27 protein-coding genes and 3 pseudogenes are annotated in these 22,623 nt (G+C 32.3%); 17 read left to right on the forward strand and 13 right to left on the reverse strand.

The annotated features are described in order from the left end of the window. Positions 1 to 300 precede the first annotated feature (300 nt). The 4 genes from CDLVIII_RS32085 to CDLVIII_RS29990 form a co-directional block, all read right to left on the reverse strand. Positions 301 to 981, reverse strand: coding sequence for an MATE family efflux transporter (locus CDLVIII_RS32085; protein WP_242835748.1), 681 nt, complete (start codon positions 979 to 981; stop codon positions 301 to 303). A 137-nt stretch (positions 982 to 1,118) separates the two neighbouring features. Then, positions 1,119 to 1,679 (reverse strand): MATE family efflux transporter, encoded by a 561-nt coding sequence (locus CDLVIII_RS32090; protein WP_242835749.1) that lies wholly within the window; start codon positions 1,677 to 1,679, stop codon positions 1,119 to 1,121. A 124-nt stretch (positions 1,680 to 1,803) separates the two neighbouring features. Then, positions 1,804 to 2,112, reverse strand: a complete 309-nt coding sequence (locus CDLVIII_RS16405; RefSeq protein WP_035301819.1) for a methyltransferase domain-containing protein — start codon at positions 2,110 to 2,112, stop codon at positions 1,804 to 1,806. A gap of 502 nt (positions 2,113 to 2,614) precedes the next feature. Next, complete coding sequence (locus CDLVIII_RS29990) at positions 2,615 to 2,941, reverse strand: transposase (RefSeq protein WP_083825359.1); 327 nt, start codon at positions 2,939 to 2,941, stop codon at positions 2,615 to 2,617. Between the two features lie 52 nt (positions 2,942 to 2,993). Here CDLVIII_RS29990 and CDLVIII_RS32095 point away from each other — a divergent pair. Together CDLVIII_RS32095 and CDLVIII_RS16410 are read left to right on the forward strand one after the other, a co-directional pair. Further along, positions 2,994 to 3,149: pseudogene (locus CDLVIII_RS32095) on the forward strand (RNA-guided endonuclease TnpB family protein); the annotation flags it as partial. A gap of 53 nt (positions 3,150 to 3,202) precedes the next feature. After that, on the forward strand, positions 3,203 to 4,183 hold the full coding sequence (locus CDLVIII_RS16410) for an SDR family NAD(P)-dependent oxidoreductase (RefSeq protein WP_009170566.1): 981 nt from the start codon (positions 3,203 to 3,205) through the stop codon (positions 4,181 to 4,183). Between the two features lie 273 nt (positions 4,184 to 4,456). On the opposite strand, the gene CDLVIII_RS16415 is transcribed toward CDLVIII_RS16410, so the two are convergent. Beyond that, on the reverse strand, positions 4,457 to 5,356 hold the full coding sequence (locus CDLVIII_RS16415) for a LysR family transcriptional regulator (protein ID WP_009170567.1): 900 nt from the start codon (positions 5,354 to 5,356) through the stop codon (positions 4,457 to 4,459). Between the two features lie 469 nt (positions 5,357 to 5,825). On the opposite strand from CDLVIII_RS16415, the gene CDLVIII_RS16425 reads away from it, so the two are divergent. Further along, positions 5,826 to 6,722: a GNAT family N-acetyltransferase gene (locus tag CDLVIII_RS16425; RefSeq protein WP_009170568.1), complete on the forward strand. Its 897-nt coding sequence runs from the start codon at positions 5,826 to 5,828 to the stop codon at positions 6,720 to 6,722. Between the two features lie 50 nt (positions 6,723 to 6,772). Beyond that, positions 6,773 to 7,057, forward strand: coding sequence for a hypothetical protein (locus CDLVIII_RS16430; protein ID WP_009170569.1), 285 nt, complete (start codon positions 6,773 to 6,775; stop codon positions 7,055 to 7,057). Positions 7,058 to 7,466: 409 nt separating this feature from the next. Here CDLVIII_RS16430 and CDLVIII_RS16435 read toward each other — a convergent pair whose 3' ends face one another. Both CDLVIII_RS16435 and CDLVIII_RS16445 read right to left on the reverse strand, forming a co-directional pair. Next, positions 7,467 to 7,703: a DUF5658 family protein gene (locus CDLVIII_RS16435; protein ID WP_242835750.1), complete on the reverse strand. Its 237-nt coding sequence runs from the start codon at positions 7,701 to 7,703 to the stop codon at positions 7,467 to 7,469. Between the two features lie 521 nt (positions 7,704 to 8,224). Further along, a complete protein-coding gene (locus CDLVIII_RS16445; protein ID WP_035301822.1) occupies positions 8,225 to 8,467 on the reverse strand; it encodes a hypothetical protein in 243 nt (80 codons plus the stop codon). A gap of 446 nt (positions 8,468 to 8,913) precedes the next feature. Between CDLVIII_RS16445 and CDLVIII_RS31395 the strand changes: the two genes are divergently transcribed. Further along, on the forward strand, positions 8,914 to 9,078 hold the full coding sequence (locus CDLVIII_RS31395; protein ID WP_009170572.1) for a hypothetical protein: 165 nt from the start codon (positions 8,914 to 8,916) through the stop codon (positions 9,076 to 9,078). A 124-nt stretch (positions 9,079 to 9,202) separates the two neighbouring features. Further along, a complete protein-coding gene (locus tag CDLVIII_RS16450; RefSeq protein ID WP_009170573.1) occupies positions 9,203 to 9,382 on the forward strand; it encodes a hypothetical protein in 180 nt (59 codons plus the stop codon). Positions 9,383 to 9,546: 164 nt separating this feature from the next. Here the strand turns inward: CDLVIII_RS16450 and CDLVIII_RS16455 are convergent, their stop codons facing one another. The 3 genes from CDLVIII_RS16455 to CDLVIII_RS16465 form a co-directional block, all read right to left on the reverse strand. Next, positions 9,547 to 10,716 (reverse strand): MerR family transcriptional regulator, encoded by a 1,170-nt coding sequence (locus CDLVIII_RS16455; RefSeq protein ID WP_009170574.1) that lies wholly within the window; start codon positions 10,714 to 10,716, stop codon positions 9,547 to 9,549. 283 nt (positions 10,717 to 10,999) lie between these two features. Further along, complete coding sequence (locus CDLVIII_RS16460) at positions 11,000 to 11,197, reverse strand: YvrJ family protein (protein ID WP_009170575.1); 198 nt, start codon at positions 11,195 to 11,197, stop codon at positions 11,000 to 11,002. A 94-nt stretch (positions 11,198 to 11,291) separates the two neighbouring features. Beyond that, positions 11,292 to 11,819, reverse strand: a complete 528-nt coding sequence (locus CDLVIII_RS16465; protein WP_009170576.1) for a hypothetical protein — start codon at positions 11,817 to 11,819, stop codon at positions 11,292 to 11,294. A gap of 306 nt (positions 11,820 to 12,125) precedes the next feature. Between CDLVIII_RS16465 and CDLVIII_RS16470 the strand changes: the two genes are divergently transcribed. Then, a complete protein-coding gene (locus CDLVIII_RS16470) occupies positions 12,126 to 12,368 on the forward strand; it encodes a hypothetical protein (RefSeq protein ID WP_009170577.1) in 243 nt (80 codons plus the stop codon). 82 nt (positions 12,369 to 12,450) lie between these two features. Here CDLVIII_RS16470 and CDLVIII_RS32100 read toward each other — a convergent pair. Continuing rightward, positions 12,451 to 12,558, reverse strand: a pseudogene (locus tag CDLVIII_RS32100) (sigma-70 family RNA polymerase sigma factor); the annotation flags it as partial. 641 nt (positions 12,559 to 13,199) lie between these two features. Here CDLVIII_RS32100 and CDLVIII_RS16480 point away from each other — a divergent pair. The 6 genes from CDLVIII_RS16480 to CDLVIII_RS16505 all read left to right on the forward strand — a co-directional run bounded on the left by CDLVIII_RS16480 (position 13,200) and on the right by CDLVIII_RS16505 (position 17,883). Further along, complete coding sequence (locus tag CDLVIII_RS16480) at positions 13,200 to 14,051, forward strand: nitroreductase family protein (protein ID WP_009170578.1); 852 nt, start codon at positions 13,200 to 13,202, stop codon at positions 14,049 to 14,051. 287 nt (positions 14,052 to 14,338) lie between these two features. Then, the gene (locus CDLVIII_RS16485; protein WP_009170579.1) at positions 14,339 to 14,683 is read left to right on the forward strand and encodes a metalloregulator ArsR/SmtB family transcription factor; all 345 of its coding nucleotides are present in this window, start codon (positions 14,339 to 14,341) and stop codon (positions 14,681 to 14,683) included. Between the two features lie 56 nt (positions 14,684 to 14,739). Continuing rightward, positions 14,740 to 15,609 carry an aldo/keto reductase gene (locus tag CDLVIII_RS16490; RefSeq protein WP_009170580.1) on the forward strand — a complete coding sequence of 290 codons (870 nt, stop codon included), beginning with the start codon at positions 14,740 to 14,742 and terminating at the stop codon, positions 15,607 to 15,609. A 298-nt stretch (positions 15,610 to 15,907) separates the two neighbouring features. Beyond that, the gene (locus CDLVIII_RS16495; protein WP_035301824.1) at positions 15,908 to 16,663 is read left to right on the forward strand and encodes an EFR1 family ferrodoxin; all 756 of its coding nucleotides are present in this window, start codon (positions 15,908 to 15,910) and stop codon (positions 16,661 to 16,663) included. A 316-nt stretch (positions 16,664 to 16,979) separates the two neighbouring features. Then, the gene (locus CDLVIII_RS16500) at positions 16,980 to 17,405 is read left to right on the forward strand and encodes a MarR family transcriptional regulator (protein WP_182629380.1); all 426 of its coding nucleotides are present in this window, start codon (positions 16,980 to 16,982) and stop codon (positions 17,403 to 17,405) included. Between the two features lie 154 nt (positions 17,406 to 17,559). Then, entirely contained in the window at positions 17,560 to 17,883 is a 324-nt protein-coding gene (locus CDLVIII_RS16505; RefSeq protein WP_009170583.1) for an antibiotic biosynthesis monooxygenase, read from the forward strand. A 256-nt stretch (positions 17,884 to 18,139) separates the two neighbouring features. Here CDLVIII_RS16505 and CDLVIII_RS16510 read toward each other — a convergent pair whose 3' ends face one another. Next, entirely contained in the window at positions 18,140 to 18,721 is a 582-nt protein-coding gene (locus CDLVIII_RS16510; RefSeq protein WP_009170584.1) for a TetR/AcrR family transcriptional regulator, read from the reverse strand. Positions 18,722 to 18,919: 198 nt separating this feature from the next. Between CDLVIII_RS16510 and CDLVIII_RS16515 the strand changes: the two genes are divergently transcribed. Further along, positions 18,920 to 19,099: a hypothetical protein gene (locus CDLVIII_RS16515; RefSeq protein WP_009170585.1), complete on the forward strand. Its 180-nt coding sequence runs from the start codon at positions 18,920 to 18,922 to the stop codon at positions 19,097 to 19,099. A gap of 63 nt (positions 19,100 to 19,162) precedes the next feature. Further along, complete coding sequence (locus tag CDLVIII_RS16520) at positions 19,163 to 20,005, forward strand: nitroreductase family protein (protein ID WP_009170586.1); 843 nt, start codon at positions 19,163 to 19,165, stop codon at positions 20,003 to 20,005. A 410-nt stretch (positions 20,006 to 20,415) separates the two neighbouring features. Here CDLVIII_RS16520 and CDLVIII_RS16530 read toward each other — a convergent pair whose 3' ends face one another. Then, a complete protein-coding gene (locus CDLVIII_RS16530) occupies positions 20,416 to 21,384 on the reverse strand; it encodes a carotenoid biosynthesis protein (protein ID WP_009170587.1) in 969 nt (322 codons plus the stop codon). A 323-nt stretch (positions 21,385 to 21,707) separates the two neighbouring features. Between CDLVIII_RS16530 and CDLVIII_RS30000 the strand changes: the two are divergent. Continuing rightward, positions 21,708 to 21,860: pseudogene (locus tag CDLVIII_RS30000) on the forward strand (RNA-guided endonuclease TnpB family protein); the annotation flags it as partial. 101 nt (positions 21,861 to 21,961) lie between these two features. Beyond that, positions 21,962 to 22,528, forward strand: coding sequence for a TetR/AcrR family transcriptional regulator (locus tag CDLVIII_RS16535; RefSeq protein ID WP_009170588.1), 567 nt, complete (start codon positions 21,962 to 21,964; stop codon positions 22,526 to 22,528). The last annotated feature ends 95 nt before the right edge of the window (positions 22,529 to 22,623 follow it).

Genomic DNA, 22,623 nt, shown 5'->3' on the forward strand with positions numbered 1-22,623 from the left:
AAAAATACAAGAGGAAATTTAGTCTTTTTTAAATTTTCCCTTGTATTTTCCCTTGTTAATAGTAAAAAAAATAATAAGCTCATAATCTAATGTATATAAATGTTAATGTGATATTCAGATCCAAATAATAATTTGTTTTCCGACTGGGGCTGTTGCGAGAATAGAGAGGAAGTGACTTAGGTTAAAGGCTTGCGGTATGAGTAAATTGAAATATTACTATTTCAAACGTGACATGGTACCTTCCAATGTCACATATCATTGCTAGGCTAATAGTTTAAATTTGGTGTTTATGACATACACCTATTCTACCTGATCCGTTCTCATTTTATGGATAACGGAGCTATATCCACGTATAAACAGGAATAGTGTCAAAGCGCTGCCAATGATATCCGTTATAGGCCGCGAGTACCAAAGTCCGTCCATACCAAGGATTAGTGGCAGTGAATAAATCATAACTGCGAATAAACCTATTTGATAAAAAATGCTTAGAAATATGGAGCTTTTCTCATTGCCTGTCATCATCATGAAACCCAGACTAGTCGGAACAACGGTAGCCAAGGGTAATAGAATAGTGAATTTACGCAAGCCATCCAAAGTAAGTGGGACCAAAGATGGGTCGTTGATAAAAAGGGAAGCCCAAAAATGTGGAAATATTTGAATCAGAATAAGTCCGACCAATAAGATTACCGCATTCCATGCTAATGCTATCTTAAATACGGTAAATGTTCTACTATAATTTTTTTTTGCAAAGTTAAATCCTGCAATTGGTTGTAAACCTTGCCCGACACCGTGTATAGGCATTAAAAATATCACTAGAATAGAATTTATCGCAGTCATCGCACCTACGGACAATTCTCCCCCATGTAGTGCCAGTGAGTAATTTTCCACCAGTTGCGCAATGCTTATTGAAAGCTGGTTAGTAAAAGGAACAATCCCTATTTTTATAATTGATTTGAGTATTGATAGAACTGGGCGAAACATGGCTCTTGACAGTCTTAAATATGCCTTCCTGCTTATAAAATATCCAAAACCAATTGAGGTAACAACACCCTAAGATATGACGCTAGCAATTGCTGTACCGGCAATTCCAATGTGCAAGCCTAATATCAAAATTGTATCTAAAATGAATTTACAATACACCCGGTCAATGTAATTACGGCAGATAAAGTTGGTCGTCCATCGGCCCTTATGAGGGTCGGTAATGCGAAGCTGAACATATTAAAAATGGTTCCTAAGACTATGATTGAAATAAAGCTGTCAGCATAAGGACGGGATTCGCCTGTGATACCAAGCAATCCAAAAATTTGTTGCTTAAAGATAAAAAACATAACGGTGATTATCAAACTAATAATGGTAACATAAGTGAAGGCATTTCCTGCCGTTTTCTCTGCCGCCTCTTTTTGCCTTTCTCCAAGTCGAATAGATATGCTTGAACTGGCACCAACGGCAATTAAGGCCGTTATTGCCAGAATGATTGTCGATATTGGCATCGTATACCCTATACCGGTTAAAGCTAACGCTCCAATCCCTTCTATATGGCCGATATAAATTCGATCAACTATCTGATATAGTGAATTCACAATCAATCTAAGTATAGTAGGAATAGAATACTGTGCCAGCAGTATTCCAATTGGTTTTTGTTCCAGTTCATCGATTTTTCCTGTTTTTTTTGTTTCCATAATTCATTTCTCCTTTTTACTTAGCTTTATGTCCTACAATGCTGAGAAGGTATAAGATTTTATAAAATACAATGTAGACTGTAATTATCCATAATTGTTTTAAAAAATCAGCAGCTAAAACTATCTACTTTTTAACTGCGAGTACAGTATATACAGCATCATTAATTTTAGTCTTTTTCACAATTTTAAAGCCAATTGATGACAATGCTTTCTCAAGTTCCTTTGATCCAATACGAATGGACATTGGAGGTCCTTCCACTATTTGGTCGTCCTTTTGATACTCCAGACATAACGGGTGTCCTCCTGATTTTAGTACATTAAATATATTTGACAGTGCTTTTGTCAGTGAACTTACTTCGTGGAGTATTAAGGATGCCATAACAAAATCAATACTGTGATCTTCAATACTTAAGTTTTCAATAAAACCTTGCATTAATTCAATATTAGTAAGTCCTTTTTCCTTTGCCTACTATCTAAAAAGGCAATTTTGCTTAAAAATTTTTGATCCATGTGGTTGTGATTCATAATAAAACCTCCTATAAAATACAATACAGACTGTAATTATCTATAATTATGTTAAAATCGGTATCCTAAAGCGAAAACTGATTTTCTTGGATCAGCGTTTTGAACTATTAAATAGTAAGCATATTTCTAGATTTGTTTCAGCATCAAATGTATTTTCAAACTAAATGAAAATTTTTGGAGCAAATATTGCACTTTCTGTTCTAATAATACGCAACGCCAATCTATTATCATACCTGAAGGAATTACCTTTATCTTCCGAAATGAAATGCTTGTGAACATGCAGCAACAAATATGCCCTTCTGCATAAACTTTTAGTTTTAGCGGTTATAACAGATATGTACTTCAATGCTAGGGGATGGAACTGTATAATAATTTTAGTGAGGAAGGAGGCGCTGAATAATAAAAAAGGTCTATCCGCAAATCCAGGTCTTTTTTCTGGCGATATACTCTGTAATATGTAATCTATGGTGTGTTAGCCTTTGAAGAGCCAGATACTGTGAAACTCGCCAGGGTTGAATGTTGATACGCCCAACGCGTGCAAAGTCAGCAATGACAACTGAGTCAATACCATGATTTTTATCTAAAGAATTAAAGGAATTCTTATAATTAGCTAATTCCTTCGGATTTAAACAGTACACATGAATAGAAAAAGGTGCAAGATTGCTAAAGAAGACAGATGGTTTGTGATATATGTCCCATAAAAGATAGTAGATTCCAGACCTGGGAACCGGCTTCATCTTAATGAAAAGCTCTTTATTGATGATGATTGTGGTTCTAATTGATAAACCATTTGAAAATATTAATGAAACTAAAACAGTAAGAAAATTAGTAAAGAAATTAAAATGAGAACAAAGAAAGCTTTCAAGGAAATATGAAAGTTTAAAATTAAGAAATAAAAAGAAAGGAGAAGCTACTAGACAAAATATCCGCAAACAAGTAATTAAGGAAAAATCTCGATATGGGTATATTTGTCCATATTTTAAGTAGCAGTATATTATATGACTACTAAACAACAGCCTATTGGAACTGGATTTACTGCCTCATCAACCGCAAGCGAGGTTCTTGCAGGTATTGATCTTTCTGGCAAAAACATTATCATCACAGGAGGGCATAGTGGCCTCGGTCTGGAGGCGACTCGAGTGTTAAGCGAGGCAGGGGCCTCCGTCACCGTGGGTAGTCGGTATCCAGAGCGTGCTGCCGCATCGCTGAAAGGGATTGAGAGAGTCGAGATTAGCCAGCTCGACCTCATGGATCCTTTGTCGATTAAATCATTCGCCGCACGGTGGATTGATTCGAACAGGCCACTCCACATCCTAATTAATTGTGCCGGCCTTCCTGGGCCTGCCGAACGGGTAGTTGATGCTCGTGGCTACGAAAGTCAGTTCTCGACAAACTATTTGGGACATTTTCAGCTCTCATTGGAATTGTTTCCTGCACTCAGGGATGCGCATGGCGCTCGTATTGTCAATGTTTCGTCTGGCGCTCAGCGGTTTGCGGAAATACGCTGGGACGATCCAAACTTCACCACTGGCTATAACCGAGATGTAGCTTACGCTCAGTCGAAAAGGGCGGTAGTTTTGTTAGCAGTGGAGCTTGACCGCCGCTGGGCAGAATTTGGTATCCGCGCCTATGCGGTTCATCCAGGTGTCATAGTTGGTACGCCACTAAACAGCGCCGTAGGCGAAGAAGCACTTAGGGCAATGGGACTTGTCGGCGAGGACGGAAAACCCATTATTGATCCCGAACACGGCAAAAAAAATATCCAACAGGGTGCCAGCACGATTGTATTTGCAGCATCCAGCCCTCTACTTGCGGAAATTGGTGGAGTATACCTTAAGGACAACGATATCTCGGCGTTGAACGACGAACCGATTCCCGTGACTGCACAGAATGTTCCTTCGGACATCACATCGGCATCAATTGACCCTGATTCGGCACGACGCCTTTGGGACTTGGGCGAGAAGATGCTACAAAAGTAGGGGATTGGCAACATATTCATTAGAACCATTTTGTCGGATTATCGGAAATTAAAAAATGAGCCATGTGGTTGATCATATGGCTCATTTTTACAATAATTTGTTATTGTTGAGTACCTGAAGGACTTCTGCATTATATGATGTCCAGATTTCCAGCTATTCACAACCGGGAGACTTCCATAGCAACTTATTAATTCGTGAACCATTCGCTGCATTGAAGAAAGAAACATATTAGTATCCCCTTGTGGGCTGGTCTTATAAAAATGCTCATAACACTTATTTAAGGGCTTCAAACTTAGCGGTTTTAAGGATATTTATAAATTCAAGAACTGCGGATGTTGGTTCTGCAGGATAAAGAAGCCCGTATGGACAGACGAAATTCAAATCGCTGGGGATGGTTAACAAAGACGGATGAACGGAATCCCAGGCATCTAACGTGAGTAGAATCTCATTTCCCTGCTCGCATCTGTTAAATACATCGATGGAATAGTGGGGCGGTCCTTCTATAATTTGAATTTCCGGGTGATGTGTCATTATGAAATCACGAATGCTGTCGATCAACCCACTGGTGCCGCGTCTTGTGATAATCAATTTCTCGCCATGTAAATCTGTCAAAGAAAGTACCTTCTTCTGCGATAAATGATGCCTGATTGACACCGCAAAACAAAAACGATACTCACCGAGCTTCAGTGCCTGAACGGTCCCTATCCAGTTCCCTATAACTTTAGGAACGACGAAAACGTCAAAATTTTTTCCCAAATAGCGGGTTGCTTCGTTTTGAGCATCTGGCTCGTCCTCAAACGGGACGATTTTTATTTTAAATTGCGGATATTGTTCGCGTATCTCATTCCAAATATCCAGTAATACCTTACACGGGCTCAGCAAAGAAGTTCCCAAATGGATGACGTGTGTATTTTCTTGTACGGTTTTCTGTGCATGTAAGATAGCAGCTGCGGTGTAATTCAAAATTTTCTTTGAGTCTTGATAAAATGACTTCCCAGCTTCTGATAAATGTATACCATGGTTTGTGCGATACAAAAGAGGCACACCAACGATTGACTCCAATATATTTATTTGCTTTATCACTGCTGTCGGCGAAATAAACAGCTTTTCGGCAGCCTTGGAAAAGCTGCCATTATCCGCAACTTGAATAAATGTTTTCATTTGATTTATCATATTGTGACACTCCTATTAGTATAAACTTTTTGTTTATGCAATCATAACTGATATGCATTTCATTGTCAAGATACGAGGAAATATCCGCTTTATTTATAGAATTAGATAATTTATAGTATATGAAAGTACCAAAAAGGAAGTTTTAAACAGGCTCTATTGATAAAGAGAATTTTAATAAGTTAGATATAGTAGAATAAATAGGTGCTTTGTTTTTAGATTGTAATGATAGAGCTTTTTTAAAATAATGTTTTTTGGGAGAGCAATTATACCAATATAAAATAAATATTGTAAAGGGGAAATTCGCACGCTCTGAACTGCCCCCTGTACAACATTTGTTTTCAATAGTAAATAATTGTGTAATAGACAAATTATAATTTCTAGGTGCATACCCATTTTTGAAAGCCGCCTTGACAAAAAAATAAGAATGAGATAATATAGTTGATAATATCAATAAATTTGGAGGCGCGGTATGAATAAAGAGGAAATGATTAGAAAAGAGATAAGATTAATTGTGAGGGAATTGGGTTTATTAAATTACAATTGCTTTAATTCAGGCTTGACACTTGCACAAGCACACATATTAAACTACCTAAGGCAAAACGGAAAGACTCCTTTTAATGAATTGTTGATAAACCTTGGTATTGATAAGGCTTCACTTAGTAGAATAGTTAGTAATATGGAAGCAAAAAATTACTTAGAATTGAAAAAGTCTGAAAATGATAAGAGAATGAAAGATATTTGTCTTTTACCATTGGGTTTGACAACTATTAATGATGGGGATTATAACGCAAATACATTTATGAATGAAATTTTAGATTTAGGAGATAGCGAGGATATAGACAATATTGTTAGGGCATTTAAAGTATTTCGTATTCTTGCATTAAAAAACAATCTTAGAAAGAATGATTCTAGAATTTTGATTGAAAAAATTCCAGAAAATTATATGGATGATGCAATAAAATTAGCAACAGAAGTATTTACTAATGAGCAGGGTATCCCAGCAGAATCAATTGCAATTGATGCTAATTTAAAACCAATCTGGTGGTGTGCAAGAGTAGGTGAAGATGTTATTGGGGTTGTTGCAACATGGAAAGAAAAAGATAAATGGAAATGGGGAAGATTTGCTATTGATAAGAGACTGCGAGGTTTAGGTCTTGGTCAAAAAATGGCTATCCATTCATTAAAAGAGATTTTTAGACAATATACGGACGAGTTATATATTGAGGCAAGAGAAGTAACTGTAAATATGCTAATAAAATTTGGATGTAAAGTTATTGGAGAAACAGAAGATTTTTATGGCGAGCCCATAACACCAATATTATTAAATAAAGAATTGTTTGATGAACATTTGAAAAGTTATATCTAACGTATAAAATTATTGGAAATAGAATCAAAATAAGAATAGAGGTGTTTTATATGAAAACAGAAAAAATTATACTTACTCTTGTTTTAGTTGTTATTTGTATTTTGATAACACAGATTTTTCTTGCTATGGCAGTTCTCATGCTTTGTGAAAATACTAATAGCAGAATAGAAATTATTGCATACGTGTCAAGTTTGGCTCCTGGAATTATATTAGGTTTATTTTTAGGTAACTTATTTGAATTGCTCACCGGAAGAAGTTTTAGAGAAATGTATTATAGATTCTATTCTTTTGATAAATCTAATAATTTTGATAATGATAATAAAAATGTAGATTAAAATTCAATTAAATTTAAGATATATAAATGTGCTTTATTAATGTAGTGAAATAGATATTAATTAGTTAGATAAATTCAAATTTATCGTTGAGGTAATTCGTAATGTTCTTATATCATGAATCAATAAAAATAAATAGCAAATTGTAAAATCGTATTATTCAAGAGATTGAATTTACGATTTTTTTAATACGTCATTCTAAGACAGGGTGAGGATAAAGAGAATTATATATTGCCATATTACTGACATAATGATTTAGTAATATATAAGTATAAAGTAGTTAAACATTATTTATCCCTTATTATATATAAATATCTAGTATTCAGAATGGTCTATTCACCCTAGTAGATCATTCTTTTTTGTTTGAGTTATGATGAATGAATACTATAGATGTTAATTAAATTGTCTTAGATTAGCTGAAAATAAAAATAGGCAATATAGCAACCCAAACAATATGGAAAATGTTTATTAATATATATAATATAACAGCACCGGTAATAAAAATATTAGATAACATAAGCTGTTTATCTGTTGCTTTTTTCATTCTAAAAAATAAAATTATAAAAAGAATTGCTGGCAATAGAATTTTTAAGAAAAAGCTAGCTATATAGCTTTTTACAGTGTTAGACATTAAAGCATTTGCTTCCATATAGAAACCAGTGTTTAAAAGAAAAAGAGTAAATATTATATCTGTAACATTAAGTATATATAGAATTAAAAGTTTATTTCTTAAATTCGTAAGTGCATGGCTTTTTATAAAGTATATCAATTTAAACACCTCTAATATAAATTTTTGCCATAAACTAAAAGAGCTAATCTAAAAAGTGCGATTATGAGTTTGAATAATGTAGAATATTATTGTATAAGTGCAATGCTGTTTTGGGGGAGAACAATTATACCAATAGGAAATAAATATTGTAAAAGGAAATTTGATATGCGCTCACCCATTGACAACATTTATTTTCTATGGAGCTTAGTATTTACCCCAAAAACAATGGAGGCTCTTCCTACAATTTTAGTAGTTGATTCCACATTTTGTGGATATTTTAATTTTGCTTTTGTTCTAGATTTCTTCTGAAGTTTTGCCATACAATTGATAAATAGGATTTGATTATACTTAATTAATATTCTTACGAAAATAAAGTAATTCTGGAGATGACCTCTTCAGGATTATTTTATTTCAATTTCAAGTTGTATATGCCTTGTATCAAGGAAATGATTATACTCTATTTTATAGTATAGAACTAATTTTCTTCGACTTTCGTAAGGCAATTTATTTACAAGTGAATTGTATTGTTCCAGTGAAGAAAAGCCTTTTTCTTTTATAAGCCATGTTGTAAATGTCATTAGATTCATCCTTTCATATATGGATTTGTAAACAGGAGCAAGCAGGCAATATGCTGCTAATCCCATTCAGTTTGCAGGTAATCTAAAAAATACTGGTATTTCTCGTGATAATATCAAGTGAAACTTGATTCTGGTGGGGTATCCAAATCGGAATCTTAGTTGAACTTATCTAGGGTCGTGCCGCTGTTAGCTCCAACTTAAAGAAGTTGGAGTGTTACAGAGGCTAGACCTCAGATAAATCAGTTTTTCTAGCCTCTTCTTTTGATAAAATAGAAAGCCATGATTTATAGTGGCCATATGAATTAAATACTTCTTTAGTAGTAAGCTATTTAGTAAAAGAAAAGTATCTCATATATGTAAAATCCTTTCTTAAGTTGATATTATAATTATTGCCTAAATTACGAACAAATATTCGCGAGAGCTTGTACTTATTTGTATATTTTTTAAGTAATTTAAGTATAAGAATTTAAATTATTGGCTAGAATATTTTACAGAGAAGGAGTGGAATAATAATGGAAAATATGAAGAGGATTAAAAAATTAAAATCACAAACAAAGCAGCTACATGTGGAATGTGAAATTAAGTTATATGAAGACTTTGAGGCATATTGTCATAGGAATGGAAAAGACGTTAGTAAGGCAATAAGAGGTTACATGAAATTATGTATTGGAGAATAAATTATAAAAAATAGAAGTGCCTAAAAGGCACTTTTTTTATACATAAATAATGTCTAATATTTCTATAAGTGGGCATAATAAAATATGGGAGAAGAGGAACTAAAAAGAAAAGGTGGTCATAAAAGTGGAAAAGAGAAGATATGAATCAAAAACGCTAATTGCAGAGTACAGATATTTAAGTGAACATGAAGAATTTAGATTTTCAGAAATAGCTTATAGGTTAAAGGATGGCTCAGTAATTATTGAGTATGATGGTGCTTCTTTAAGTCTTTATGGGTTGAAATTAAGCTATAAAAAGGAATAAACAAATGAATGAAAAGTTGGATACCATTTTAGATGAACTAGAAAAAACAAGAGGTGAGTTAGTAATTTAATGCGAACTAAAAAGCACTTTACTAGTGCTTTTTATGATATGTCATATTGAATATTTAGTCTATTATCATCTGCTTAAAATACCGTTTTAATTCATTACTTATTATTTTCAGAATAAAATTTTAGAGATTCTCCAATAAATTTAGCTGCACCCTTACTATATTTCATATCTACAACATTCATATCTTTATTGGCACTTGATAAATAAATATCAGCCATATTGGATAATAAAGCCTTATAGTTTATTCCTGCATCCATTCTATAATGTTCATAATTCCTTTTAGTTGTATCCTCTATTTCTTCAACAATTTGTTGAATCTCTTCTGAAGTAGGATCTTTACTTAAGTCTGATGCAAGCTTTTCATATAATTTATCTAATTTAGGCTTCTTATCCCTCAAATAAATTTTAAAAACTTCTTTAATAAACTTAGCTGCACCTTTTCCGTAGTTATTATCTGCTGCTTCTATCCACTTAGGATCTGTCATGGACATCATATGGTACCAATGATTATCCCCTCTATCCATTTTAAAAACTTCATAGTCTTTTTTAACAATATCTGTTATTTCCTTAGCAATTTGCTGTATTTCATTTGAAGAAGGTTCTTTACTTAAATCTGCTGTAAGCTTTTTATACAATTCATTTAATTTAGGATTCTTATGGTAAAGAAAATCATTTTCAAACTTATCATATTTTTCTCCCATAGTTATTAACCTTTCATTAGTAAAATCTTTCCTCATGGCTTCAGCACATTTTTCTATACTGCCATAAAGTTTTATAGCGTTTTTAGCAATTTTAGTTTCATTAGCTTTCATGTGTTCAATCATCTTATCAAATTTATCTATACTTCCCCAAGTTTTAATTACTCTATCTTTATTTTCTTTCTTAAATTCTTCCCATACATTATAATATTCGGTCATATCAAATTCTTTAAAACTCATAGTATTCGCTCCTTTTAAGGTTTTATTTATAAGCTCTATCAAATCATTCAATCTATCTCGTTTTAAAATCAGCAGCTTTTTTTGATTTTCCAGAGCCTGCATTTTATCAAAATAAGGACTAACCATGATTTCTTTAACTTCTTTTAATGGTATATCAAGTTCTTTAAAAAATAAAATTTGCTGTAAGGTTTCAAGCGCTTCATTGTCATAAAGCCTGTAACCTGATTCTGTAATTGCACTTGGCTTTAACAATCCTATTTCATCATAGTAATGCAGCATGCGCACACTTATTCCTGTCAGATCCGAAACTTGTTTTACTGTTCTCATGGCTATTCCCTCCAAATATGAATTTAGAGCTATCAATACTCCTAATACTCTGCCGGCTATGAGTTTTAATTTATATCTTCAAACTCTATTTTTATATTACACTATGACATGATGTTAGGGTCAACATTTTTTTAAAACTATTATTGGTATTTGGGACGTATAGTTCTTAACTTATGTATCACTTTATAATCAAAATTCAAATTGAATTACTTAATTTTGGCGTTCGTATATAAGCAAATTTAAAGGCAATAAACACCCACTTCAAAATGTTTATTGCCTTTATTCAAGCTACTTTATGAGAATCATCACTAGAATCTACATCTAGAGGAACCCCAAGTTTTGCTGATATTATGGTATTTAATTTGTTAATGGAACTTGATAAGCTAATAATTTGTTTCTCTAAGCGTATTAGCAAATATGCAGATACTGCTACTGGAAACCCATTATTAATAATAAGATTCATTAATTCATTTACCTCCATAAATTTATCACCTCCTATAAAGGATATATGATGGAAAATTGATGATTCTATTTTTAGAAAAAATAATCAGTTGAAAGTAATTGGATTAGGATAATTATTGAGTGCCGCCTTCATTTACAATGTAGTTGTGATAATGGTCTATAGCAATATCAACTATGGTGCTGACACATACACTTATATCAGGATGCAGATGTTTTAATTCATTTATTTTTCTTATTGTAGAGTTTCTAAGAGTATAGCTTCGCTTAATAGTTGGAGTTTCCCCATCAATAGCAGGAGCAGCACCATTAGGAAGAGGAGTTCTTCTATTATCAAATATATCTTTTGTAGAGCTTAGCGTATTTTTTGTTTCTGCACGATCTGTTGTATTATCTTTAGTATTGTCACTATTACCAAAAGTAATAGTTGATTTTGTATTAGTTTTAGGAGATTCGTGAATAGCAGTTTTATTATTTGATTCAAATTTAGAATCAGCTTGAATCTTATCAGCATCAGAATCATCAAAAGAAAAGGAAGATATACAGTCACCAGCTATAGGAGCTTCGTTAGTAAATCCATATACTTCACCTTCATCATATTCAAAATCATTTTTAGGAACTTTTGATGTTTTTTTTCTAGCCATAAATTATATGCCCTCCTTTTTGGCAGTAATAACAGCATTTTTATGTATTCTCTTAAAGGATATATGGCTATTTATTAGAGATTCTAAAATTCTAAAGAATTTAGGAATATGAATTTTTTAGAATATAAGAATAAAAGAATATTAGAACTTAAGAATATAAGAATTTGCTTGTGAAATGCGGGTTAAGAAACTAAGTATACAAATTTAATGATGAATTTAATGTTATGGTACAGTATAAAACATATATCCATAATAGCAGCTGTTAAATTTTTAGATCTGCAGATAAATTATTGGAGGTGCTTAAATATGATTAGAGATGAAATTAGACTTAACTCAGAAGTAGGAGAAGTTTTTGATAAAAAGCAAATAGCATTGGCAATTAGAAATTCTACTTTTGATGATGCTTTGAAATGTTCTTTGTTAGAGGATGGTATATTAGATAAATGCCTAGGATGCAGCTTAAAATATATTTGTGATGGAATAGATCAGGTGGTTGATAATTATGAGGAAAAAACTACAGAGGTTTTGAATAATTTTAATTTTGAGTAGGCAAATGAAATATTGATATTATTATGAGAAATAGTAACAGCTCCAAGGATAAAATTAACCTTGGAGCTGTTATACTTTATGTTTAATAATACAATGAAATATTATTAAGGATTTTTATTAAAATAGTTTTCTTTTTGAGAATAGCAGTAGAGTAACACATATTTTTTATATAAGCATATTCTTTAACAGTGCTGGACAGTCAAAAGTTTTATAAAAAAAGTTAACCCTTTTGGGTAAATTTATAGTATCCTTTTAATTGCTTAAGAAAAAAAGGAGATAACCTCTATCAAAAGAATTAACTAAAATTAGTTTATCACAATATTGGTAGAGTAACTATAGATTTATGTGAAATTTATTAAATAAAATTTTAGCTAACTTTAAAGAATGTTTTTCAAGGCAAGCTTCATTTAACTGGTTTGTCATTATTATAATTGGCCTTATGCTACGTTCAGATTCATTTGGATTAACATCAATAATTCGCGATTTGAATCTTTCGCATAGTAGATATGCTACGATGATACATTTTTTTCATGCTTCTTCATGGACACTCGAAACTATTGCAAACAAGTGGTGTGAAATTGTTAAAAGCTTCGCTCCGATTTATACAGAAGATGGAATGATAATTCTTGTGGGGGATGGTGTTAAAGCTTCAAAAGAGGCTCGTAAGATGTCTGGCGTAAAAAAACTACACCTCAAACATATTGTCAGGCTGGTGCAGTTAAATTCATAACTAAAGGATTAATATCTAAGTTAAAGTTACATTCTTAGAACACAACCCAGCAATTCAAATGAGGATTTACTATAAAATAAAAAGGATGGGAGTGTTGAAATATGAATTTAGATAATCCGATTTTCAAGAAGCCAATTATAGAGGTTATAAAAGCAAGAACATCTATGAGGTCATATAATGGAGTGCCTTTAGACAAAACAATAGGCGATAGCATAATAGATGTCATAAATCATGTTAAAGCGCCTTTTGGCACAAATATACGAGTTAAGCTGATAAACTCTAAAGATTCAGATACAAAGCTTGGAACCTATGGTGTTATAAAAGGAACTTCTACCTTTATAGTCTCATCAATTTCAAAATCAGATAATGCATTAGTTGATTTAGGATGTTCATTGGAAAGAGCAGTATTGTATGCAACTGATTTGAATTTGGGTACATGTTGGTTAGGTGGTACCTTTAATAAAGGTCAATTTGCAGAGGTTATGGAGGTTATGGAGCTTAAAGATAATGAAATCCTTCTAATAGTTATACCTGTAGGGTATCCTAGTGAATCAAGAAGATGCATGGATACTTTCGTTAGGTTTATGGCAGGTTCTAAAAATAGAAAAGCCTGGTCTAAACTATTCTTTGATGTAGATTTTAATACTCCTTTAAAGGAGATGGAAAGCTTAGAGTATTTTATTCCCCTTCAAATGGTAAGGCTTGCACCTTCAGCAGCAAACAAGCAACCTTGGAGAATAATTAAAAGTTCTAATTCGTACGATTTCTATTTAGAACAAAGTAAAGACTCAAAAAGTGATAGTTATAATGATATGCATAAAATAGATATTGGCATAGCTATGTGCCATTTTGAGTTAACTTCAGCAGAATTAGGGTTAGAGGGACATTGGGAGAAACTTAAGCTTTCCTCTCAAGATAATAAAAAATATATTATTTCTTGGGTTAGAAAATAGGAAAGATAAAGATACAAAAAGAATTGGAAAGCAATATTTAATAAATAATAAATAAGGAGAATCCTCAGATGAAGGGGCTTCTTTTTTTTCTATTTTACTATATAGATATAGTTTTGCTTTAGAAATATATTAAGATATTCGTCTCGAATTACTTTCTCAATGTTGATAATGAAATTACATCTTGCTATGATGGATTAAAAGATTAAACCATTATATAAAAATTAATTAAGTTTGTGAAAAGAGCTAATAAATTAGTATTAAATATCTTTAGTTAAAGGAGTTTTACAATGAATGAAGTAGTGGATTTAAAACAATTAGAAAATGAGTTTAAAGAATGCAAAGCAGTACTATCTGCTATTGGAGATGAGACAAGACAATTAATTATATTATGTTTAATGAAGGGCACATTTCCTGGAATGAGAGTAGGAGAAATAACTAAAGGAGTAAATTTGTCCCCTCCAGCCGTTTCACATCATTTAAAAGTACTAAAAGAAGCAAAAGTTGTGAATATGGTAAAGCAAGGTACAATGAATTTTTATCATATTAATCCAGCTACAAGCGATTTAAATCTACTAAAGAAGCTATTTTCACATATAGAGGAATCTATGTTTGAGTGCTGGAAGAGGGAATGAAATAAATTAAGAATCAAGAGAGAGTTTAAATAATCCATTTTGAAGGGAGAAAGTAAATGAATTTGATTAATAATGAAATGGAAGCAGCAAATGGTGTGAAAATTCCACAAATAGGTTTCGGAGTATACAAACTAACAAAAGGCGAAGATTTCGAAAGTGCAGTGGGAGAGGCTATAAGGGTTGGTTATCGACATTTTGATACTGCTAAAATTTATGGGAATGAGGAAAGCTTAGGGAAGGAAATTCAAAAAAGCCAGATAGCGCGAGAAGAATTTTTTATCACTTCAAAGGTATGGAATACGGATCTTGGTTATAAATCTACTAAAAGGGCTTTTGAACAAACCTGCAAAAACCTGAAAGTAGAATACCTTGATATGTACCTCATCCATTTTGCAGCACCACATTATGTAGAGGCGTGGAGGGCCATGGAGGAATTGTATGTAGAAGGTAAAGTTAAGGTGATTGGAGTTGCAAATTTTGAAATACAGCATTTGGAAAAGCTGATGAAATATTCGAAGATTATGCCAATGGTTAATCAAATAGAGACTCATCCAGAGTTTCAGCAAAATGAACTGCATGATTATCTTATTGAACATCAAATTCTGCATGAGGCATGGGCTCCATTAGGTCAAGGGAATATAGAATTGCTTAAAAATCCTGAGCTTAAGAAGATTGCAATGAATCATAATAAAACAGTAGCTCAAGTGATTTTACGCTGGCATATACAACGGAATATTATTATCATTCCTAAATCATCAAACCCAAAAAGAATTAAAGAAAACTTTCAGTTATTCGATTTTGAATTAACTAGTGAAGAAATGGATAGAATTAACCAACTAAATACAGGAAAAAGATATTCACATAGTCCTACAGGTTATATGATTAATCCAATTTATAACAAACTAATGAAAGTTTTTATTAAATAAAATATATAGTAATATGATATGCAGCAGTTAGCACTATATTCCAATAACTGCACCAAATACTAACTGCTGTGGGAGATTAAACAAAACAGGTATTCACTTTTACCTTGCTCTGGATAGTAGTGAGATTGATGATTTAAAATCACTACTTAAAATTGTTAAGCAATTGGTTCAGACTTTTACGGACAGAAGTATTAAATCGATAGAGGGGTGGATAAGAGTTATCAGTCTTTGTAAACAAACAGGATTAAAATATAGAGGCGTTATCGTGCAAACCATATCAGAAATAGGAGGTATCGGAATGATTTTTTATTTTTCAGCAACTGGAAACAGTAAGTATGTTGCAGAGAGTGTGGCAAAGGAATTAAGCACTTGTACTGTAGATATTGTGAAGTGTATTGATGATAACAGTTTTGAGTATAATTTTGAGGAAAATGAGGCCGTAGGCATTGTTGCTCCCACATATTTTTGGGGCATTCCTAAAAATGTGAAAGAATTTTTGACAAAAGTTGCGATGCAGGGGCATATTTATCTGTTTTACATTTCAACTTATGGGACAACAACAGGACAATCAGGAAATATGGCAGATAAGTTTCTTAAAGAAAGTGGGCAGCACATTGATGCAATGTTCAGTATTAGAATGCCGGATGTATGGACACCTCATTTTGATTTGTCTGATAAAGAGAAAGTAAAAGCTAGAAATAACAGTGCAGAAGATGAGATTGTGGAAGTAATTAATAAGGTAAAAAGGCGCGTGACAGGTAATCATATGCGCCATAAAATGCCTATGCTTGCTGCAAGAATATCTTATAGTATGTATGGAAATCAAAGCAAGACATCACATTTTGTGTTGGAGGACAGTTGTGTAGGCTGTGGCTATTGTGCAAAAAAATGCCCTGCCAATGCCATTGAAATGAAGGAGAATAAACCTGTGTGGGTAAAGAAGCAGTGTATCATGTGCCTTGGATGTCTGCACAGATGTCCGAAATTTGCTATTCAGTATGGAAAGAATACAAAGAAACATGGTCAATACTTAAACCCTAATACAAAAGTTTAAAAAGCAATTAAATAAGTTATCAGTGCGTCCAGTCTGCTTTTTAGTATATAAATTCATATCTTGACATTTAGCAAATAGTGTATTACTATAAATATAGTTAAATGTTTAACTATTAAATATTTAACTATATATGATGAGGAGCAAGTATAATATTATTAATGTATATAAGTTCTAATTAATAAAATTCATAACATGAAAAATCAACCTATCTTCACTAATTAAAATACAGATTGATTTGAATGAATAGAATTTATTAGAATATATATATTTAAAAATCTAAGGGAGTGATAAGTTGCAAAATGATGAAATGTTGTTAATGATTAGGGAATTTTCAAATGTTCTTAATGAATTTAACAGTAAAGCATTTAAATTTATTGATGAGCAATTAAATAAGACAGGACTGGGCAGAACACATTTTGGGATTTTACATGCACTGGTGGACGGAAAAGAACTTCCAATGAGTGATTTGAGTGAAATTCTCCATGTTACAAAACCAAACATAACAGTGTTAATTGATAAGCTTACTAAGATGAACTATGTTGAACGGATAAGTAGCAGCAGCGACAGGAGAGTATTCTTGATCCGACTTACTGATGAAGGAAAAAATTTTTTAGATGAGTCAGCAGCAGAACTAATTAAGTCATCTATCAGTATATTAAATAACCTTACTAACGAGGATGTAGGACTCATAAAACAAACAACACAAACTCTGAAAAATCTCATGATCAAATTTAATAAGTAAATATAAATAATGATTAATAATATATATACTTAAAAGAAATAAATTGGATTTAATTAGTGACATGTGGTATGAGGAATATCTTGATTTTTATGTGAACCCAGCAAGATAATAGTTCAGCCAAATTAGAAAAACCAGAAAAAGAGGAGGAAGCAGTATGAACATATCGGAAAATAGCAAAAACTATAACAGCGTAACAATATTCATTGAAATTCATGCAAAAGATGGTCAAGAAGAGGTTGCACGAAAGGTGTTCATGACAACGATAGCAACAACGGAAAAGCCTGGACTTTTGAGCTATGAAATTTTTGAAGACAGTAGTGATAAAGGTACATTATACTCAATTCAAGAATGGGAAAATGTAGAAGCCTTTCAAGCTCACATGAGTGCTGCGAAATCAGGTCTTAAAGAGGCAACTGAGATGTTGCGGGATATGCCTAGGATCAGTATCCTTAATCAAATCGGAAGATCAGCCCTGTAGATATGGGGACACTATACATAAAATAGCTGGAATTCATTGATTGTTGACTTATTAGAAGTTTTAATTATAAAATTATAAATTACGTTTGCTACTGATACGGAGAACCGTACCACAAATGACGCAGACTATTTTTAGAATAAGCATTTAAGAACTTGATGTTTAGTATAATCAAAATACAGCGAATATTATTGAAAAAAGTTTAATAAAATTGGCATAATAAATAATGAAAAGAACACTATTTGATATAGTGCTCTTTTCATCCTTTTAAAGTATTCATACCGGTAAAAACAAATCCAATAATCTCAGAAATTAGAAGTTCTTGAGGTATTGGTCTCTTCTGAACTTCCCATTTGTAAATTACATTATAAATAGAAGTGCTCATCATTGTTGCAACTAATTGGGCTCGTATTTTTTCATTTTCAGCTAAGTCATTGTCTTTTATTAGCAATGCATAAATCGTAGAATATAGCTCACAAACTATTTTATCTCCTATTAAAGGTAAAATAGAGTCAAAACCGCATTTGCAGATGTTTTTTACCATTTCAAAGTACTCACAAACGCAAAGAATGAGGATTCGTATAGTATTCTCATTTAGACGCATCTCGCTCTGTAGCTTATTAGAAAAGATCTCAGAGAATTTCTCTACTATGACGGTGTCCAGTAGTGCATATTTATCTGTAAAATGTGCATAGAAGGTTGCACGGTTTATGGTGGCTGCTGTAGTAATATCCTTGACTGTAATGGAGTCAAAGCCTTTTTTAGTAACTAGTGAAATAAAAGCATTGATAATAAGATCACGGGTTCTTTTTACTCTAGGATTATTTATATTTACTGACATATCATTACCTCATTTAAAATAATTTTAGTTAAACTCATATTGTAAATAAAGTGTTTTATAAGCAACACTTTATGAATTTTGTTGGTTGAAAAATATATAAGCTAATTTTATAATCATTATAAGCAACACGAGTTGTTTTTGCAATATAGGTTGCTAGAATAATTGGTTTAAATAAATATTTATTACTAGGAGGTAAATATGTCAACTATAAATCCGAACTGTAAATGTATTAATAAAAGCTGTAAAAATCACGGGAATTGTAAAGCATGTCGAGAGGCTCACAAATCACAATCATATCTTAATCAAACATATTGTCAGGCTGGTGCAGTTAAATTCATAACTAAAGGATTAATATCTAAGTTAAAGTTACATTCTTAGCACGCAAATTAGCAATTCAAATGCGGACTTACTATAAAATAAAAAGGGTGGGAGTTTTGAAATATGAATTTAGATAATCCGATTTTCAAGAAGCCAATTACAGAAGTTATTAAAGCAAGAACATCTATGAGGTCATATAATGGAGTGGCTTTGGACAAAACAACAGGAGATAGCATAATAGATGTTATAAATCAGGTTAAAGCACCTTTTGGCACAAATATACGAGTTAAGCTGATAAACTCTAAAGATTCAGATTTAAAGCTTGGAACCTATGGTGTTATAAAAGGAACTTCTACTTTCATAGTCTCATCAATTTCAAAATCAGATAATGCATTAGTTGATTTAGGATATTCATTGGAAAGAGCAGTATTGTATGCAACTGATTTAAATTTGGGTACATGTTGGCTAGGTGGTACCTTTAATAAAGGTCAATTTGCAGAGGTTATGGAGCTTAAAGATAATGAAATCCTTCCAATAGTTATACCTGTAGGGTATCCTAGTGAAGCAAGAAGAGGCATGGATACTTTCGTTAGGTTTATGGTAGGTTCTAAAAATAGAAAAGCCTGGTCTAAACTATTCTTTGATGTAGATTTCAATACACCGTTAAAGGAGCTGGAAAGCTTAGAGTATTTTATTCCTCTTCAAATGGTAAGGCTTGCACCTTCAGCAGCAAACAAGCAACCTTGGAGAATAATTAAAAGTTCTAATTCATACGATTTTTATTTAGAACAAAGTAAAGACTCAAAAAGTGATAGTTATAATGATATGCACAAAATAGATATGGGCATAGCTATGTGTCATTTTGAGTTAACTTCAGCAGAATTAGGGTTAGAGGGGCATTGGGAGAAACTTAAGCTTTCCTCTCAAGATAATAAAAAATATATTATTTCTTGGGTTAGAAAATAGGGAAGGAAATTGACTTGACGGAGCTCAAGTCCCTAAGTTTATCTAATTATATTATTCCAAATTCAAATTATTAACTTTATTAAGTCTACGTTAAACACGTTATGGTAAACCGTATTATAAATAAATGGGGTTTTTGTGTATTTCCACATACAACTCACGTGGAGACGGTAATTTTGATGCCGAATAGTGGCTATAAGGTCAAGCGAGACAGGTCAATCACAATATGTAGTGGTTTTAAAGTGAAAAATGAGAAAAAATCGGGACTGAAAAATGCGTTTTTCAGCCCGATTTTTTTTGCCCTGTTTATAGATGACATCCGAGATTTTCATTGGTTTCTAATTAATGCCTCAATGGAATAAGACGGTATAAAATTCTATTGTGCGAATATTTATCTAACTTGTTGGGGCACTTCATTTCTTGAGAATAACTTTTTTACTCAAAATATGAATTCCAATCCAGCATAGCAATAATAACACCTGTGCCAGAACAACAAGCCATAGTACCTGCATGTATCCACCTATAATGCAAAATATGGTATTAACCAGTGGAAAACCCAGGAATGTAAACATGATAGGAAAATCTTTTTTGTAATCCATAGAACTAATGACCTTACGATCCCAGAACTTGACGAAGGCTAACACTAAAACTCCCGCTGAAATTACAGAAAGAGATATCAACATTACCCATTGCATATTAGAAGCTCTGGAGAAAAATGGTCCCATATAATTAAAAAAGTTGGATAAAGGTGAAACTAAACAGGCTAGAGAAAGAATTGCAGCCAAAAACGGATATATGTATCCAATTAGATTACTATAGTTTTTCTTTTTATGCCACCATTCACCTAGTAATATGAATACAGTCCAGTACCCACCTATGTAAATCCATCCTGTAAAATTCATGACAGGTTCACCATATATTAAAGGTTCACCAGGAAGAGGAATAAAGCTCCACCTTCCGATAACTCCTTCCGCTGTATGAAAAATCTGTTTAATAGCCACTGGATCCATGGAAAAGTCAAAAATCATAGCCATGAGTCCAACAATAAATGGTTTACTCCATGACGGTATATTGACCATCTTTAAAACACGCAACGTTGAGTAAACTATAAGAAACTCGATAATTGGAACAGTTATTGGTATATTGAATATCATTAGGATACTGTGCCCATATGAGTAAAACCCCTCTTTCCCCATAACTCCCATAGTTGCCGAAACATTTTCAAAGGCTGAGGCGTAGAAAAAGACAAAACATATGAATTGCATTAATACAACATTTGGACGTTCTTCGTTTTTAAGTATATAGAAGACCATTAATGTGGCGATGATTAGAACTAAAATATCTTGAATAATCCATACAGGTACTATAGTTATATTTCCCATTGTGTTACCTCCATTTAAAATTATAATTTATTTGAACGTTCAAATATGTTAGCTGTTAAATATATTATAAGTACACAGTGCTACTTAATCAACAGGCAGTTCGATAACATTACGTTCGATATCTTACAAATCAGATAAGTGTTGTTCGTTCACTGAATTATTTAGGCAGGGTAAATAAGAACAACTCAATCATTTTTTTAGTTTAAGGCAAGAAAATATTTTGGGATTTGAAATTATAGAAAATCTATGTAGTAAATGTGGAATTATTACTGAGATTATAGTTAATACTTAAAATGAAGAAGATTAAGAATTATAGGGATTCTAATATAAATAAAACACGATTAGTTAAGAAATTAGAAAAAAGATTACGTAGGTTGCAGTGCAAAATATCAAGAAAATATGAGTTAAATAAAGAAGGGAGGAAGGTTGTCAAAACTAGCAAAATTATAAAACTTGAAAAGCAGATTAGATTACTTCAATAAAAGTAGTATATTCTTTTAGAATTACAAAATCGGACACATTGAACAGGGAATTAAACAAGTTTTATAAAGTTTTATAAGGTTTTGGCAACGGTATTATGGCATACGAAAAAGCAGACCGCCGGGTGAGATATACAAAGAGGGTTATAAAAAACAGTTTACTGGAACTTATGAAAGAGCGTCCTATCAGCAAAGTTACAGTGACAGATATATGCAAAAAAGCGGATATCAATCGCAATACTTTTTATTCACATTATGCGAATCAGTTTGAACTTCTTTCAAATATTGAAGGTGAGTTATATGAAGAAATCAGACAGGTTGCGGAACGTACTTTGAACCTTGAAACTTATGAAAAACTATCATATGAAATTTGCAAGTATATAAAAGCAAATAGCAATATATGTGGAGTATTATTTTCAGAGAACGGGGATAAAGAATTATTAGAACGTATTCTTTATATCAGCCACGAATTAAATATTGAGAAATGGAAGAAGGAAGAAAAATATATTGATCAAAAACTATTTGATAATTGGTACACATTTACCGCATATGGCACTATAGCCGTAATAGAGAAGTGGGTAAATAGTGGTATGAAGGAAAGTCCAAGTAAAATTGCTGATTTTATTAATAAAGCGACAGAAGCAGTATCGAAAGATTTTTATTGATACTCCCTTTCATTATGATAACCGATAAATTGTACAATAACGAAAGAACAAAAGGGCGTTTGCTTGGATCTATAAACACAGTGAAGATAAGCATG

It is taken from the genome of Clostridium sp. DL-VIII (assembly GCF_000230835.1).
Classification (GTDB): Bacteria; Bacillota; Clostridia; order Clostridiales; family Clostridiaceae; genus Clostridium.

Bases quoted from the DNA above. Each gene is read 5' to 3' on its own strand.
- CDLVIII_RS32085 (WP_242835748.1), bottom strand. From the start codon at position 981: ATGTTTCGCCCAGTTCTATCAATACTCAAATCAATTATAAAAATAGGG.
- CDLVIII_RS32090 (WP_242835749.1), bottom strand. From the start codon at position 1,679: ATGGAAACAAAAAAAACAGGAAAAATCGATGAACTGGAACAAAAACCA.
- CDLVIII_RS16405 (WP_035301819.1), bottom strand. From the start codon at position 2,112: ATGCAAGGTTTTATTGAAAACTTAAGTATTGAAGATCACAGTATTGAT.
- CDLVIII_RS29990 (WP_083825359.1), bottom strand. From the start codon at position 2,941: ATGAAGCCGGTTCCCAGGTCTGGAATCTACTATCTTTTATGGGACATA.
- CDLVIII_RS16410 (WP_009170566.1), top strand. From the start codon at position 3,203: ATGACTACTAAACAACAGCCTATTGGAACTGGATTTACTGCCTCATCA.
- CDLVIII_RS16415 (WP_009170567.1), bottom strand. From the start codon at position 5,356: ATGATAAATCAAATGAAAACATTTATTCAAGTTGCGGATAATGGCAGC.
- CDLVIII_RS16425 (WP_009170568.1), top strand. From the start codon at position 5,826: ATGAATAAAGAGGAAATGATTAGAAAAGAGATAAGATTAATTGTGAGG.
- CDLVIII_RS16430 (WP_009170569.1), top strand. From the start codon at position 6,773: ATGAAAACAGAAAAAATTATACTTACTCTTGTTTTAGTTGTTATTTGT.
- CDLVIII_RS16435 (WP_242835750.1), bottom strand. From the start codon at position 7,703: ATGGAAGCAAATGCTTTAATGTCTAACACTGTAAAAAGCTATATAGCT.
- CDLVIII_RS16445 (WP_035301822.1), bottom strand. From the start codon at position 8,467: ATGGGATTAGCAGCATATTGCCTGCTTGCTCCTGTTTACAAATCCATA.
- CDLVIII_RS31395 (WP_009170572.1), top strand. From the start codon at position 8,914: ATGGAAAATATGAAGAGGATTAAAAAATTAAAATCACAAACAAAGCAG.
- CDLVIII_RS16455 (WP_009170574.1), bottom strand. From the start codon at position 10,716: ATGAGAACAGTAAAACAAGTTTCGGATCTGACAGGAATAAGTGTGCGC.
- CDLVIII_RS16460 (WP_009170575.1), bottom strand. From the start codon at position 11,197: ATGGAGGTAAATGAATTAATGAATCTTATTATTAATAATGGGTTTCCA.
- CDLVIII_RS16465 (WP_009170576.1), bottom strand. From the start codon at position 11,819: ATGGCTAGAAAAAAAACATCAAAAGTTCCTAAAAATGATTTTGAATAT.
- CDLVIII_RS16470 (WP_009170577.1), top strand. From the start codon at position 12,126: ATGATTAGAGATGAAATTAGACTTAACTCAGAAGTAGGAGAAGTTTTT.
- CDLVIII_RS16480 (WP_009170578.1), top strand. From the start codon at position 13,200: ATGAATTTAGATAATCCGATTTTCAAGAAGCCAATTATAGAGGTTATA.
- CDLVIII_RS16485 (WP_009170579.1), top strand. From the start codon at position 14,339: ATGAATGAAGTAGTGGATTTAAAACAATTAGAAAATGAGTTTAAAGAA.
- CDLVIII_RS16490 (WP_009170580.1), top strand. From the start codon at position 14,740: ATGAATTTGATTAATAATGAAATGGAAGCAGCAAATGGTGTGAAAATT.
- CDLVIII_RS16495 (WP_035301824.1), top strand. From the start codon at position 15,908: ATGATTTTTTATTTTTCAGCAACTGGAAACAGTAAGTATGTTGCAGAG.
- CDLVIII_RS16500 (WP_182629380.1), top strand. From the start codon at position 16,980: ATGATTAGGGAATTTTCAAATGTTCTTAATGAATTTAACAGTAAAGCA.
- CDLVIII_RS16505 (WP_009170583.1), top strand. From the start codon at position 17,560: ATGAACATATCGGAAAATAGCAAAAACTATAACAGCGTAACAATATTC.
- CDLVIII_RS16510 (WP_009170584.1), bottom strand. From the start codon at position 18,721: ATGTCAGTAAATATAAATAATCCTAGAGTAAAAAGAACCCGTGATCTT.
- CDLVIII_RS16515 (WP_009170585.1), top strand. From the start codon at position 18,920: ATGTCAACTATAAATCCGAACTGTAAATGTATTAATAAAAGCTGTAAA.
- CDLVIII_RS16520 (WP_009170586.1), top strand. From the start codon at position 19,163: ATGAATTTAGATAATCCGATTTTCAAGAAGCCAATTACAGAAGTTATT.
- CDLVIII_RS16530 (WP_009170587.1), bottom strand. From the start codon at position 21,384: ATGGGAAATATAACTATAGTACCTGTATGGATTATTCAAGATATTTTA.
- CDLVIII_RS16535 (WP_009170588.1), top strand. From the start codon at position 21,962: ATGGCATACGAAAAAGCAGACCGCCGGGTGAGATATACAAAGAGGGTT.